We start from the raw sequence: 13,133 nt of genomic DNA on the forward strand, positions 1-13,133 counted from the left end.
AAGGATGAAAAATTGTGCTTGATTTCAGCAAGGCCAACGAGTGGAAAATCATCGAAACCGATTTTGACCCTACCGCCCTGGGCAAAGTAGAGGCAAATTTCCGCCTGGGCAACGGCTGCCTAAGCTGCACCTTGCTGTGGAAGGGGCAGAAGCTGAACGTGACTGTTACCCCCAGGATAGTATACAGATCACCGGTGAGAAACAGCGGGAGCCTGTAAATCTGGAGGCCTGGGGAGAGGAATATAATTTCCAAGAGGAATTGATTGTCATAAAAAAGAATATTTGATCCGACGGGAGTGATTCATATAAAGAGACAGATATTAGTGGTGAATAAAGACTTGGCCGTAGGTCAAGCTATATGTGACAGTTTGGTGGATGATGTTACAGACGCCTGCTGTATGACATCCGCGATGGAAGCTCTGGCCAACTACATGAAGAATGAGTATTGTCTGGTCATTCTGGATGTTCAGCCGGCGGATGCAAATAGTATGGAATTGCTCCGAACCATACGGAACACAAAGCATACACCGATTTTGGTGCTGACTGACCCGTTGGACTCGGAGGATATCGTCACTCTTTTCCATACCGGGGCGGATGCCTGTCTGGAAAAGCCTGTAGATATCCTAATCTGTGCGGCGCAGGCTCGCGCACTGATTCGTCTTTACTTTGATGGGGACAACAGGCATGAACGCCACAGCACGATCTCTTTTGGGTCGGAGCTCATCATCAGCCCCAGATACCGGCAGGTTATGGTAGATGGTAAAAACCTTGAGCTGACCAGAAAAGAATTTGATTTGCTCCACTGCCTTGCCAGCTATCCCAGGCAGGTGTTCAGCCTGGAGCACCTGTATGCTCATGTTTGGGATGATGAATTTGCGGTGAGTGGGGAAGAAACTGTGAGGGTGCATATCCGGACGCTCCGCAAGAAGTTGACAGCATTGGGGAAAGATTTTATTCAAAATACCTGGGGTGTCGGGTATAAGTTTGTTCCTCCAGAGTAATGACCAACAATCAACAAAAGGGGTGCTGCTTTGACAGCATCCCTTATTATTGTGGCGCAGAAAATAGATTGTCGAAAAGTGATGAATGATTTCCATATTTCTTCCGAAGAGATTCCAAGGGAGTTCCCTTTTCCTGTTTATACTGCACTGTAGAGGCAGCAAAAGAAGATAAAAGACATAATACCTTACTTATTCCCAACTATTTACATATAAATATTATTTATCGGCAGGGCGGCAGTGTGTGCTGCCATGTCTCGCCAGAAAGAGTTGAGATTTGTCGCCTGTGTGCCGGCAGTGATAAACGGAAGAAGGCATCCATGCGATGGGCAGAGAACGTCATCGCATTGGGGTTGTCCGTCGTTTTAATGAGCCAGTACACGTTGCTTGCAGGGGCCCGCAATACTGCATATGCCAGTATAGCAGAGGGTGGAAAGTAGGCTTATCCACAGCGAATAGGCCCCCATCAGCTGAACAGAATTATTTCAACGGATGTCCCAATGAAAAAACAGCAGCCGACTTTGTGCAGCAGCACAGAGTCGGCTGTTCTTATTATATCGTATTACTGCCGCCTCCTCGCTGCAGGGGACCGCCTGTTCTGTTTGACCACAAAAAATAACAGAACGGAGAATGCTCCATGTGGCAGAAAAATAACAGGTGGGAGATCCCAAAGGAATTGCAGTATCGCTTTACCGGCTATCTGCAAAAGGCGATCCGCCGGGGCAAGGCGGCATATCAGAAGAAGTCCAGGCATTTGGCCTTTCACGAAATATCCGCCGATATAGGAGATATGCGAATCCTGGATGAAATGGCGCCGGATATGCTGGAAACCCTTCCGATCTTGATGCGGTTGGACGACGCAGATCTGGTGCGGGCACTGGAGCATCTTGAAGAGCGGGAACTGCGTATCCTGCTTGCCAGGGTGTTGGAAGAGCAGGCGTTTGAAAAGATTGCACAAGGACTGGGACTGCGGTATAAGGGAGCTTCCGCAGCCTATTACCGTGTGGTTCAAAAGCTGCGGAAAGAATTGCGAGGAGGTCAGACATGAATTTTAAGGAGCTGCTGATTCAGGCCAAGAGCGGCGATAAGGATGCAGAGGAATCAATCCTTGCACTCTACAAACCGCTGCTTATCAAGGAATCCATTCTTGACGGCACATTTGATGAAGACCTGTACCAGGAATTGTGCATCACGCTTCTCAACTGCATCCGCAAATTCATAATCTAAAAGCAACAGGGTGGGCCTCAATGAAGAGACCCACCCTGTTGCTTTTAGATCAAAGAAATCGGAACAATCAGATTATCCTGATCAAAGCCTCCCAGCTGGTCGGCCATGCACAGCACCGCGCCGGTTCCCCGCTCCAGAGGGGACTTGCCGATCAGCTCAAATACCTTTGTTAGCTTTTTCGGCGGCGCCGCCATCTTCTTGATCTCGATGGGGAACAATTTGCCGTCCTGCTCCAGCAGCAGGTCGATCTCCCGGGCATCCTTGTCCCGGTAGTAGTATAGGAACGGCTCCTGCCCAGCATTCTGGTAGGTCTTGGCAATCTCCGCCACTGTGTAATTTTCCAGCAGTGCCCCGTTCATGGCTCCATTCATGGCCGTCTCCGGACTGCTCCAGCGGGTGAGATAGCAGACGAGGCCCGTGTCATAAAAATACAGCTTGGGCGTGGATACCGTCCGCTTCAATACATTATTGGAGTAGGGACGAAGCAGGAACACAATACCCAGAGCCTCCAGAATGTGGAGCCAGCTTTTGGCCGTAGCCTGGTCGATCTCCGCATCGTCCGCAATCCCCTTGTAGTTGACCTGCTGGCTGGCCCGGGCGGCGGCGGCACGCAGGAACCCCAGAAACTTCAAGTCGTCAATGCCGGCGGAGAGCCGTCGCACATCCCGATCCAGATAGGTGCTGATGTAGCTGGAGTAGAAGATATTAGGATTGGCATACTGCCCGCTGACCAGCGCCGGCATCCCGCCGGTGAATATCCGCTGAAAGATGGCGGGGGTGTCCAGCACCGTCCGGCGGTTCTGCCGCTCGGTCAGAGCGGACAACTCCACCCGGAAAGGCGGTGTGTTGTCATCCTCCATAATCTCCCCATAGGACAGCGGGGAGAGCTGAAGCAGCGCCACCCGGCCGGCCAGGGACTCCTGAACGCCCTCCATCATGGAAAAGAGCTGGGAGCCGGTGAGCCAGAAGTCCCCCGGCTGGCGGCGGCTGTCCACCATCATTTTAATGTAGGGGAACAGCTCTGGGGCGTACTGCACCTCGTCGATCAGCAACGGGGGCTTGTGGAGTTGGAAGAACATTTTAGGGTCTGTCTTTGCCAGCTCTCGAACGGTCAGATCGTCCAGCGTGACTGTCTCCCGGCCCCGACTCTCCTTTTGAGCCAGATGCTCCAGCATGGTGGTCTTACCCACCTGCCGGGGACCAGTCACCAGAAGAACAGGATATTGCGTGGTGATCTGCCCCAATAACTGCTCCATGTGACGCTTGATATACATTGTACCTTCCTCCTGCTCTCGGCTATATTCTTATTATAGTCCTATTATAGCCGAAGTATAAGCGCTATGCAAGACCAAATTGGACGCTCACCAAACTACACCACTCCGGTTTCTACGCAGTCCTTTTACAAGCTCTGGAACAGCACGCAGCACTTCATCCACATCGGCCTGTGTATTGTTTGCATCGAGAGACAGCCGAAGCGCGCCCACGGCTTCACAATGAGTACGTCCGATTGCCAGCAGTACATGGCTGGGAGACAGAGACTGAGCGGTACACGCGGAGCCAGTAGAGGTACATATGCCATGCCGATCCAGCAGCAGCACCAGACTTTCTCCCTCGATCCCCGCAAAGGAGAGGTTCACATTTCCCGGCAGCCTGTTCTCTAAACTGCCATTCAGAACGGCGCGGGGAATCTGAGACAGTCCCGCAATCAGCTGATCCCGGAGGGTGGTTAGCTTCCCTGTGTTCTCTGACATATGGGAGCAGGACTCCTCAAGAGCCGCTGCCATACCAATGATAGCGGGCACATTTTCTGTTCCGGCCCGCCGGCCCCGCTCCTGTTCTCCGCCCTCGATCAATCTGGTTACGGGGATACCTTTCCGGGCATACAGCACCCCAATTCCCTTTGGTCCGTGAAATTTGTGGGCGGATAGGGACAGCAGATCAATATTCTGAGCCTTAACATCAATGGGAAGATGGCCCGCCGCCTGTACCGCATCCGTGTGAAAGGTAACTCCCTTTTCCCGGCATACCGCGCCGATTTCGGAGATGGGCTGAATGGAGCCTATTTCATTGTTAGCATACATGACTGTTACAAGGCAGGTGTCCTCCCGGATGGCCCGCTCCACCTGAGCGGCGGATATGATGCCATTGAAATGAACATCCAGCAATTCGACCTCATAGCCCTCTCGCTCCAGCTTTTCCAGGGTGTGCAGAACGGCATGGTGCTCAAAGGCTGTGGAGATGATGTGTCTTTTTCCAGTCCGTGCGCCTGCCCAGGCAGTGGAGAGGATCGCCTGGTTATCTGACTCGCTGCCCCCAGATGTAAAGATAATTTCATCGGGAGAGGCGTTGAGGCAGGCTGCAATGCGCGCCCGGGCATCCCTCAGCGCTTCCGCAGCCCTCTGAGCGGGAGCGTACAGGCTGGAGGGGTTGTACCAGGTATTCTCCATACACAAGCACATAGCCTGGATGACCGCTGGGGTTATTTTCGTAGTAGCCGCATTATCCATATAGATCATTTTATTTGTGTCCTTTCTCATTTGAAAAGTTGGAAGCGTAGCCATCAAGGCGACGCTTCCAACTTGCAGATTATTGGCCTACAGTCTGTTCTCCCTGGGGTGTCTTTTCCTCGGTCTTGGCCTGCTCCCTCGGTGCTTTAAGAAAAGCCAAGTCCAAAGCATCGCCTCCCGGATCGTCGTCACGCTGTTTTTTTGCCTGCTTTTTCTGGCATTCTTCCACAGCGGCATCATAGTCGTAATGAATACCAGCCTGGTATTTTTTAGCGATTGCCCTCAGTTTTTCAGCATAATACTCATATTTAGCCCGATGGAAGCCATGTAAGTTCCATTGATCGCAGACCATCTCCAGCATTCTGGAATAATCCATCAGGGCATCTACAATTTTACGAATATCCCCATAGCAGGTCTTGATCTCACAGAGGCCGTCAATATCCTGAAAGGAAATTGTAAACTCGGCTCTCATGGCGTCCAGTTCTATGGGCATGATACATACACATTCAAATTTGTCCCTGGGCAAATTCAATTCTTCAGCAGTCATGACCAGCCTCCGTTTGTTCTTCCACAGTGGGATAAGAAAGCCCCGCCATAATCATTTGCACAGCGGCATGGACGCCGGCCTTGTACGCCTGCTCCGTCACAGCAATGTTTCGTTCCGACAGGGCCGTCTCATATTCCTCCAGCTGCTTTATGCTGTCTTCTGACAGCGTTAATATCAGAGACTTATGGGCCTGATCCACTGTCTGATTGAACCGCTGGAGCTCCGGAGATACCTTGTAAATTTCCGGCTCGTAATCGCCGAAAAAGAGATCACGCAAAAACTTGGGGTCAACGGATACCGGCAGAGCTGCCGCCGGAGCAGGTTTCGTCACGGAGGCGGCAAGCGTGTTCAGGGCGTTGATCAACTGCGGAACCTGATGTTCAAAAAAGATATGGCCCATTTTGGTTTCATAAAAATTCATGATTTCCTCCTACCTGTAATGGGGACAGGTGATCATACAGCCTGTCCCTCTGAGTGATTATAGTGTCAGTCCTTGTGAATTAAAAACGTGTTCGTACCATAGCTGCCCTCTTTTGTTGCCGTGGCCGAACCATCCAGGCTGTCCAGATACTGCATCCCAGCCTTGGATCTGGAGATGTAGATATCAAATTTTGTCTGGGCAAAGGATGCTCCGCAGCTGCCGTGATAATCCATGCTCAAAACAAGCACTGTGTCCAGTTCTTCCGATTTACGAAGAGCAAGACCCACAAAGCTCTGCATGATTTGGTTTTTCATCTCTGAATTTACACGGCTGATATAGGGCCGCTCTAAAAACAGTGTTAAAAACTCGTGCTTGGAGACAGGACCTTGCCTGGATGCTTCGACATCCTCCAGATCCACAAAAGTGAATTGAGGTTCTGTTTCATCAGGACCTTTCATCCGCCCCTTTGTGAGCCGCAAAAAAGCTCTGCCGACGATGCGGCCCTCCAGTGTTGCATAGAGGATCTTTTTATTGGAATCAAAGGAAGACAACAGACATTCACGGTAAGCGCCGCTGCTATAGTCCAGGCAAGTGGAATAGGGATGGACGCCAAGCAGCATGGTGGAAAAGAAATCATCATATTCTCCCACTGCAAGGCCGTTCCGCTCCATTGTAAGGTTTCGCTTCCAGCCGGTTTTGACCTGGTGGGTAAGTGGGAAGTCGATCTCCTGCTGTAAATCGCCCTCAAAGTATTTCAGTTCATCCAGCTGTCCCATCAGTTCCGCTTTCACCACACAGAGGAAAGCGTCCTGCTTGGAAGAATCAAGGTTCTTTCGATATGTTTCAGCTATAGCCGCGCCGTTTTCACAGATAAAAGAGAGTATATTTTCTTCAAAGAGCTCAAGAAATTCCCGACTTAATTTCATGGTCTCGGACAGGGAGCACCAATCCTGGTCCATCTGGGCAACATTTTTCTTCAGATCATCCATACAGGAAAACTGATCCAGGATATCCAGGTTCCGCAGTGCCAGCATCGCATCCTTTCTGTCCGTCATACTGAAGACCAGATGACACAGCTGATCCATATGAATCAGCAGCTTGACCCCGTCGCTGGCGGTTAAGTCCTTGATATGACCGAAGTCATCCTGGAGCCAGTCGTACAGCGGTTTTTGATCGAGGCGCTGTGCCAACACAGCTGCGTCCGGCTTTCTCATATCGGAGGACAGCAGCTTCCGCTTGCGGAGCTGATTGAAAACCTTCAGCCGGTAGTCCTGGCTGTTAGACCTCAGTGCATGGTAGAAGGAAATATAGATTTGGGATGTACCATACAGCGCTTTAAGTTCTGGGAATGTATAACGGCGGTTGGGGATCAGACTTTTGGTCTGCTGGTTTTTGGTTTAATCGCGGTCTTGGTGTTCCTGATTACCCGGGCTTTCTGGTGCTGGTATTGGAAAATCAGCGCGCGACTGGAGGAACAGCAAAAGACAAACCTTTATCTTGAAGCCATTTACAAGCTGTTGGCGCAGGGCAACGCTATCAGCGCGGTTACAGCGGAAACCCTTCTGAACAGCGACAGCGGCGGCGGGAGTGCCGGAGGATTCCATGACAGCGATATCCCCGATTTGTAAGAGGAGGACTGGCGCATGGAGGTAGTTCTAATCTTTTTAATCATAATCGTTCCGTCAATTATACCCGTAGCCATTGTGTTTGTGAGCCCCAAAAAGGTAAGGATACCGGAAATAGAGCTGAATATACGAAAAAAGCAGAGATTTGAGCGTGTAAGATGGATTTTCAACGAACAGCCTCCCGCCAGCGGTTGTCCCGTCATATTCCTGCGCGGAGCGGTGCTGAAAGACAAGGCAACAAGAAAGAATCTGTTGCAGTTGAAGTTTATCAACGCAGGGACGCAGACCATCAAATCCGCATATGCCGCGATTGATTTCATTGATGACGCAGGGGATAGAATCGCAAGCGGCTCTGCAATTCAGGCGGAGTATCTGGACATAAACTGTGCAAGCGGGGATACTTTTGGGCAAAAACAGCTTTTGGACCTAGGCGAGATTGGAGCAATCCATATCGTCATAACCTACAGCAAGATTGTTTTTGCGGACGGCACGGTTTGGAGGGCGGGGACGGACGCGCAAACGTCAAGCCCCGTTCCAGTAACCTTGCTGAAAAACACATTACCGCCGGAACTGCAAAGCGAAGTCAGCGAGGAAACAATCTGCAAGCCGGAAACGCTGGACAACGGATTGTGGCGGTGTACTTGTGGGTGTTTGGTTCGGAATATTGACGGGGACACTTGTCCGAATTGCCAGCAGACCCTTGAACAAGCGCGGGAAAGCGCAAGCGTCAGTGTTCTGGAAAAGAGGAAGCGGGAGAGGATTGCGGAGCAGAAACAAAAAGCACTTGATGAACAGGACACAAAAAAAGAAACTGCAAGTTATATCAAGCAATTTTTCTGTTCAATAATCACTGCTTGGGCAGGACTATTCAGTATATCTGGCGTAATCCTTAACCCCATTTTCAATTCAAGGGAATTAAATCTTTCAGAGGCAACAGAAATATTCCTAATAATTGTTCTAATTTGTATATGCTACACCAGCGTTCTTTCAACGGCATTTTTGGCACGAAAAGCCAGAAACGGCGATATCATAAGAGACAGCAAACCGTCCAAAATTGTAACTGTCCAAAAAACGCTGGCGTTGGTTCTGTGCTTGTTTAACTGCGTAACAGTTTTTATTTTTTGTATCAAAAATCTTTTGAATTTTTGGCGTGAACCAGAATTAGAAAGCATAGGGTTGTTACTGCTTTTCATTATAACCTTTATTCTTGCATGCTTTTTATTCCGTATTCAAGTACCGCATATATATAATCGTCTGATGAAATACAAGAGGATAATTGCTCTTGCGATATGCGGAATCTTCATTCTAAATTCAGTAGTATTTATCGCGCAAATTCCAGGCCATATACACGTTGGTTGGTTTGGAAACGTCTCAATTGACAGCGAAATCGTATTACCCTGCGCCATATCCATTGTTTTAGCGGTAGTTTCAGCCCTTTATTGCTGTAGACCTTCAATTGTAAAAGGCTGGTTGGAGAAGCTGAAATGCAGGAAAAGGGAAAAGTAATCGGCGGCAGCTCCTTCCCCTCCCTTTGAGGACAGAACACCCCTTCCCAGCTATTAGCTGGGAAGGGGCTTCTCTTGCTCAAAAATGAAACAAAAGCTCTAGTTCCTCCATAACGTGATTGTGAAAATCGAATCTAACTCTCTTCAAATTTCCCAAAGATTCTCCCCGGTTTGAACTTTTCACATGGTGATGCGAAAATATGTAAGCGTTTCCGTGGAGGTGCTTTTTACCATAGTAATCCCCGAATGTGATTGTGGTATGAACAGCAACTTCAACGTCGATTTCAGTATAATGGCGCTGTTCTAGGTGAGTTTTGTTGAGCAACTGCTTGAACAAATATTCTTCAACTTCGATTCCACTTTCGTACAAAAAGTGGCTCAATTTTTCCTTAAAGCCATCCTCCTCGGTGTTAAACCTTTGTTCACCATGTATGATGCGGTCTATAGCGTTTGTGATGCAGATGTCCATATCTGACCCTCCAGTTCAAAAACGAAAAATAGCTAAAAATTAAGTTCATTTTTCAGAATTTAGATTACTAAAATTTTGAGCGATTACTGAAATTTAAGCTACTGAAATTCCCGTCATTTACCTAAAAATTTTTGAATGGTGCCCTTTTTCACTGAAATTTCAAGGTTTTTGTAGTCCTCTGAAGAATAAATTCTTACTGGACGATTCATAAATGTGGCATTTACCCGCTGGGGAAATTTTTCTCGGTGACTGAAATTATGGTTATTTACGCTGACACACGATAACCGAAACCGCGCCAGGACTGCGCCCGGAGATTTCGCGGATTCCGCTGGCCCGGCTTCACTGGAACAACATATTTTGCAATATCGCGCAAAAGCTGCTCCCCATCCGCGCCGGGATTACGGAGAAAATTTTTGCAAAGATATCCCGCCATTTTGCGGTTTACTTCGTAGAGCTTCCCATGCTTCCACGGTTGAATGACAACTTGCCTGATGATTTTAGAACAGAAATTGGAAAAAATCATGGCAGAATAGATTTCTTGCCGGGCAAATTCCTCACTTTTTCCGTGGATATGCGTAACGCAATGATTGTATTTCAGCTCTCGAAATACTGTTTCGATTCCCCATCTCGCGTGGTAAAGCTCTTTGATCTGACTTGCGGTGACGGAGGCGGGCAGAGAAGTCGCCAGCGTCTCATATTCCCCGGTGCTGAGCTTTAGCCGAATAATTCGCAGTTCCATGGGGTAGGGAGAAGGGAAGCTCCAGCGTCCGGCGCGTGTATTCGCGCTATATGTGCGGTTTGGATTTTTCTGGGTTTGTAAAAATATGTAGCCCCGGGCCTTGTCCTCCTTAGTCTGGGTGGTGGTGATTGTGAATTTGACCTGACGGTCAAACTCCTGCATTGGAAGGTCTGCTATACATTTCATCGCGCCGCGCCCCTGTTTCACCCGAATGAGAAAATCGGTATTTTCCCGTTCAAGAAGTGAAGCAAACAGCGCATAGCTGGAATAGCCCCGGTCTCCCACAAGCAGAATCTTCCCGGCGATATCGTACCAACTCAGCAAAAACTCCAATGCTCCGATTTCGTCCTGCTCCGGCTGGGGATGAATTTCGGCGGAAAGATACATTTTTGACAAAACATCATAAATAGCGTGGACTTTCACCTGATGGTAGCCTTTGGGCGCGCCGGAATGTTGCACAAATGTTTTGGCGTTTGGGTCTCTCGCAATGTTGACGCTCGACCCGTCAACCGCACAGACCCGATAGCCTTGAAATGTTTCGTACTCCGTATCCTGCGCGCCGAAAGTGGCTAAAATGTCTTGAAAGATTCCAGAATGGAGCTGGTGGCGGCGTTGAATGAAGGCGGAGGGCGTCATATCAAGGCCCGCCCGCTTCAGCTCCTTCGCAAGATTGCCGCCCTCAAAATACAAGAGCGCGTTTGCAACGTCTTGAAGGGTGACAACTCGCTTCCGCTGAGGCGATTTCACCATCTTGTCGCGTGTTGTATAGTCTATTTCGCGTTGAATAATGTTTTGCAGTTGCTGATATACAATCTCAGGATAGGTCATAGTAAAGGCTCCTTTGTCTAAAAAATTCAGCAAAAACGCAAAAAAGCGCAACAAAACGCCATCAGCGTTTCCATTGCGCTTGCTTCTTTTTGTTCCTTGCCGTGAATTTTTTGACTTGTCCGCCTATTTGTCTCGAGACTTTTTGAATGCGGTTCCTGTCGATTTTATATCTTCCTACGCGCTTTTTGACTGTATTTTGATTATAACGGAAGATGTACATATTTGTCAAGGGGCAGGAAACAGTTTTTAACTTAACCGACCGCTTTTCGATTTCCGTTAAGTTAAGGGAAAACCGCCGCTATTTGAGCAATATCCCATGCAAAGCAATACAAAAAGATTACTCCCAGCACTATCTTTTCAGACGTGCCGGGAGTTCTTTTTTTACTTATCTTTATAGCATTGGATACGACTCTCGCCCTTTTTCTTCCATATATCCTATCTTACCACCGTTTTATCCGCTTGTGAATACAGCTTCTAACTCTATCTCTGGTGGACGAATGTCCAGACTGTGGGCGGACATTTGTCCACCAGGACTAAGGGCGGTGCGATTTGCCCGTCTCGCCCGCCGTTTCCGCTCCCCCTCGGTGGAGGACAGGCCTATGAGCAGTTCGATATTGCTCATGTAAAAAGCACCGTCCGCCATTTGCTCCATCAGCCCCAGCTGCAAGAAAATCTTGATTGCCCTCTCCACGGTTCCAATCTGCTGGCGGGTGATGGTGGCAATCATCTGGGGCGTGTAGGGGATGCTCTCGTCAAGCTGGAGGCGTCCGCCGTGTTTCAGCGATTTCAGATACAGCTTGAGCAGGATGTAGGAGTACAAAATACCGTCCTGCATACTCTCCAGCAGAACAATGGCATCATCGTCAAAATAGCTTTCTTTCAGTTTCAGATAGTAATATTTTCGGTTGTCAGCCATAGGGTAAATCTCCTTTGCGGGAATGCTCTCTGTGGACGTTTAGAGGGCCATTTTGGGGCCTCGGAATGATAACATACAGCCCCCCTATCGACCACGCCCGGAAAGTCCCGTAATATCAAGGCTTTTTCGGGCCTAAAGCGTTACATACCAGCCCTATGGCGGCGCACTCGCTCACGGGTCTTTCGCCGCCGTTCCAGTTCAGCACAATCAGGGCAGTATTTCGCCCGGTTCGACTTGGGGATGTACCAGCCGCCACATAGGACGCATTTCTTCATGTTCTCCCGGTGAAGCAGGGCGGCGTACAGACTTTCATCCAGCGGCAGCACAGCGGCCCGGAACCAGCGGCAAATCAGCGAATAGGAAATACTCTGCGGACAGACACATTCCTCCCCATCGTCCAGCAGCAGACAATTTCCCCGGTCATAGTTACAGCAGCTATGTACCAGCCGTTGGACAGTCCAATACTGTGGATAAGTCATGTGGGGTATCATCGCTCCTGTTCCTCCCTGCGCTGTGTCTGGCCCTCCCTGGCAAGGCATTCAGCGGTCCTTTTCAAAGTCTCAACCGCCTTGATGTCCTCCCACATATCACGCATTTTCAAATAATCAGCGTCTTTCTCTGCGGTCAGCTTTTTAACCTCTGCCCTCCATGCCCTGGGGGTGATGGCCTCGCCGGATGCTTTCAGCGTGTCCAGGTAGCGGGCGGCAGCATCAAACAGAGCAAGGTCGGCGCTGTGCCGCTGCTCGAATTGCTCTCGCTTTCCTGGCGAAACCTTGTCCAATTTCTGGCGGATAGGCTTATATTTTTGATACTGCGTCCACATTTCCAATCGCGCATTCAGCACAGACAACCGGCGCTCCGCCTTGACAATTTTGCCGCGCAAATCATAATAGCCACTGTTCATGGCGGAAACTTTTTCATAAAGCTGCTCCATCGAGGAAATGCCATTCTCCATCAAAAAATTGAATAGTTTTGCATCCTCTTTGAGTGTCTTGACCTTGGCATATTGGGAAGTCGGGGCGGTGTCCTGCCTCTTGTAACTGCGGTGGTCGATGCGCTCCGGCCTGCCTGCGGCCTCTAAAGCCCGGTTTGCATAGCTGGCCCACGCCGCCCGCCACTTCTCGGCGTTGCCCCGCTGGTTCCAGTCGGTGGTGGCCTCCCGGTGACTTTTCCAGCCGCCTTTGCCGTCCGGGATGCGCTGGCCCTGGCCCTGGCCGTCCAGATCGTAAACCTTGCGGCACTTTGCGCCCCACTTGCCGTCCTCCCGAATGGGGCTGATTTTGTCAATATGAGTTGACACATTTCGCGCAAGGATTTTAGGATCTAAGCAGCCACCGCAGTGAGGGACAGA

General features: G+C 49.6%; 15 protein-coding genes and 1 pseudogene. 6 read left to right on the plus strand and 10 right to left on the minus strand.

The features are described 5' to 3' along the window. Positions 1-14 precede the first annotated feature (14 nt). The 4 genes from D1646_RS20235 to D1646_RS20250 all read left to right on the plus strand — a co-directional run bounded on the left by D1646_RS20235 (position 15) and on the right by D1646_RS20250 (position 2,225). Complete coding sequence (locus D1646_RS20235; protein ID WP_160638187.1) at positions 15-218, plus strand: hypothetical protein; 204 nt, start codon at positions 15-17, stop codon at positions 216-218. Positions 219-323: 105 nt separating this feature from the next. After that, positions 324-1,001 carry a response regulator transcription factor gene (locus tag D1646_RS24065; RefSeq protein WP_160638188.1) on the plus strand — a complete coding sequence of 226 codons (678 nt, stop codon included), beginning with the start codon at positions 324-326 and terminating at the stop codon, positions 999-1,001. Positions 1,002-1,635: 634 nt separating this feature from the next. Further along, complete coding sequence (locus tag D1646_RS20245; protein WP_160638189.1) at positions 1,636-2,046, plus strand: sigma-70 family RNA polymerase sigma factor; 411 nt, start codon at positions 1,636-1,638, stop codon at positions 2,044-2,046. Beyond that, entirely contained in the window at positions 2,043-2,225 is a 183-nt protein-coding gene (locus D1646_RS20250; RefSeq protein WP_160638190.1) for a helix-turn-helix domain-containing protein, read from the plus strand. Before D1646_RS20245 ends, D1646_RS20250 begins: the two co-directional genes overlap by 4 nt. Before the next feature lie 44 nt (positions 2,226-2,269). Here the strand turns inward: D1646_RS20250 and D1646_RS20255 are convergent, their stop codons facing one another. From D1646_RS20255 to D1646_RS20275, 5 genes are all read right to left on the minus strand, one after another. Further along, positions 2,270-3,499 (minus strand): ATP-binding protein, encoded by a 1,230-nt coding sequence (locus tag D1646_RS20255; RefSeq protein ID WP_243154269.1) that lies wholly within the window; start codon positions 3,497-3,499, stop codon positions 2,270-2,272. An 87-nt stretch (positions 3,500-3,586) separates the two neighbouring features. Then, positions 3,587-4,741: a cysteine desulfurase family protein gene (locus D1646_RS20260; protein WP_160638191.1), complete on the minus strand. Its 1,155-nt coding sequence runs from the start codon at positions 4,739-4,741 to the stop codon at positions 3,587-3,589. A gap of 70 nt (positions 4,742-4,811) precedes the next feature. Beyond that, complete coding sequence (locus tag D1646_RS20265) at positions 4,812-5,279, minus strand: hypothetical protein (protein ID WP_160638192.1); 468 nt, start codon at positions 5,277-5,279, stop codon at positions 4,812-4,814. Beyond that, positions 5,269-5,700 carry a DUF6809 family protein gene (locus tag D1646_RS20270; protein ID WP_160638193.1) on the minus strand — a complete coding sequence of 144 codons (432 nt, stop codon included), beginning with the start codon at positions 5,698-5,700 and terminating at the stop codon, positions 5,269-5,271. Before D1646_RS20270 ends, D1646_RS20265 begins: the two co-directional genes overlap by 11 nt. 65 nt (positions 5,701-5,765) lie before the next feature. Continuing rightward, entirely contained in the window at positions 5,766-6,914 is a 1,149-nt protein-coding gene (locus D1646_RS20275) for a hypothetical protein (RefSeq protein ID WP_160638194.1), read from the minus strand. 99 nt (positions 6,915-7,013) lie between these two features. Between D1646_RS20275 and D1646_RS20280 the strand changes: the two genes are divergently transcribed. Both D1646_RS20280 and D1646_RS20285 read left to right on the plus strand, forming a co-directional pair. Next, on the plus strand, positions 7,014-7,328 hold the full coding sequence (locus tag D1646_RS20280; RefSeq protein ID WP_160638195.1) for a hypothetical protein: 315 nt from the start codon (positions 7,014-7,016) through the stop codon (positions 7,326-7,328). 15 nt (positions 7,329-7,343) lie between these two features. After that, positions 7,344-8,831: a hypothetical protein gene (locus tag D1646_RS20285; protein ID WP_160638196.1), complete on the plus strand. Its 1,488-nt coding sequence runs from the start codon at positions 7,344-7,346 to the stop codon at positions 8,829-8,831. A gap of 78 nt (positions 8,832-8,909) precedes the next feature. Here D1646_RS20285 and D1646_RS20290 read toward each other — a convergent pair whose 3' ends face one another. The 5 genes and pseudogenes from D1646_RS20290 to D1646_RS20310 all read right to left on the minus strand — a co-directional run. Next, positions 8,910-9,299, minus strand: coding sequence for a hypothetical protein (locus D1646_RS20290; protein ID WP_160638197.1), 390 nt, complete (start codon positions 9,297-9,299; stop codon positions 8,910-8,912). Positions 9,300-9,564: 265 nt separating this feature from the next. Next, positions 9,565-10,866 (minus strand): IS4 family transposase, encoded by a 1,302-nt coding sequence (locus D1646_RS20295; protein ID WP_160638198.1) that lies wholly within the window; start codon positions 10,864-10,866, stop codon positions 9,565-9,567. 472 nt (positions 10,867-11,338) lie between these two features. Further along, a pseudogene (locus D1646_RS20300) lies at positions 11,339-11,782 on the minus strand (phage replisome organizer N-terminal domain-containing protein); the annotation flags it as partial. A 140-nt stretch (positions 11,783-11,922) separates the two neighbouring features. Next, on the minus strand, positions 11,923-12,273 hold the full coding sequence (locus D1646_RS20305; RefSeq protein WP_160638200.1) for a cysteine-rich VLP domain-containing protein: 351 nt from the start codon (positions 12,271-12,273) through the stop codon (positions 11,923-11,925). Further along, a partial coding sequence (locus tag D1646_RS20310; RefSeq protein WP_160638201.1) for a MobA/MobL family protein occupies positions 12,270-13,133 on the minus strand: 864 nt, incomplete at its 5' end. The genes D1646_RS20305 and D1646_RS20310, both read right to left, overlap by 4 nt.

It is taken from the genome of Pseudoflavonifractor sp. 60 (assembly GCF_009911645.1).
Taxonomy (GTDB): Bacteria; Bacillota; Clostridia; order Oscillospirales; family Oscillospiraceae; genus Lawsonibacter.

Coding starts and splice junctions, on each gene's coding strand:
- D1646_RS20305 (WP_160638200.1), bottom strand. CDS start 12,273: ATGATACCCCACATGACTTATCCACAGTATTGGACTGTCCAACGGCTG.
- D1646_RS20270 (WP_160638193.1), bottom strand. CDS start 5,700: ATGAATTTTTATGAAACCAAAATGGGCCATATCTTTTTTGAACATCAG.
- D1646_RS20265 (WP_160638192.1), bottom strand. CDS start 5,279: ATGACTGCTGAAGAATTGAATTTGCCCAGGGACAAATTTGAATGTGTA.
- D1646_RS20295 (WP_160638198.1), bottom strand. CDS start 10,866: ATGACCTATCCTGAGATTGTATATCAGCAACTGCAAAACATTATTCAA.
- D1646_RS20275 (WP_160638194.1), bottom strand. CDS start 6,914: ATGAGAAAGCCGGACGCAGCTGTGTTGGCACAGCGCCTCGATCAAAAA.
- D1646_RS20255 (WP_243154269.1), bottom strand. CDS start 3,499: ATGTATATCAAGCGTCACATGGAGCAGTTATTGGGGCAGATCACCACG.
- D1646_RS20260 (WP_160638191.1), bottom strand. CDS start 4,741: ATGATCTATATGGATAATGCGGCTACTACGAAAATAACCCCAGCGGTC.
- D1646_RS20285 (WP_160638196.1), top strand. CDS start 7,344: ATGGAGGTAGTTCTAATCTTTTTAATCATAATCGTTCCGTCAATTATA.
- D1646_RS20245 (WP_160638189.1), top strand. CDS start 1,636: ATGTGGCAGAAAAATAACAGGTGGGAGATCCCAAAGGAATTGCAGTAT.
- D1646_RS20290 (WP_160638197.1), bottom strand. CDS start 9,299: ATGGACATCTGCATCACAAACGCTATAGACCGCATCATACATGGTGAA.
- D1646_RS20250 (WP_160638190.1), top strand. CDS start 2,043: ATGAATTTTAAGGAGCTGCTGATTCAGGCCAAGAGCGGCGATAAGGAT.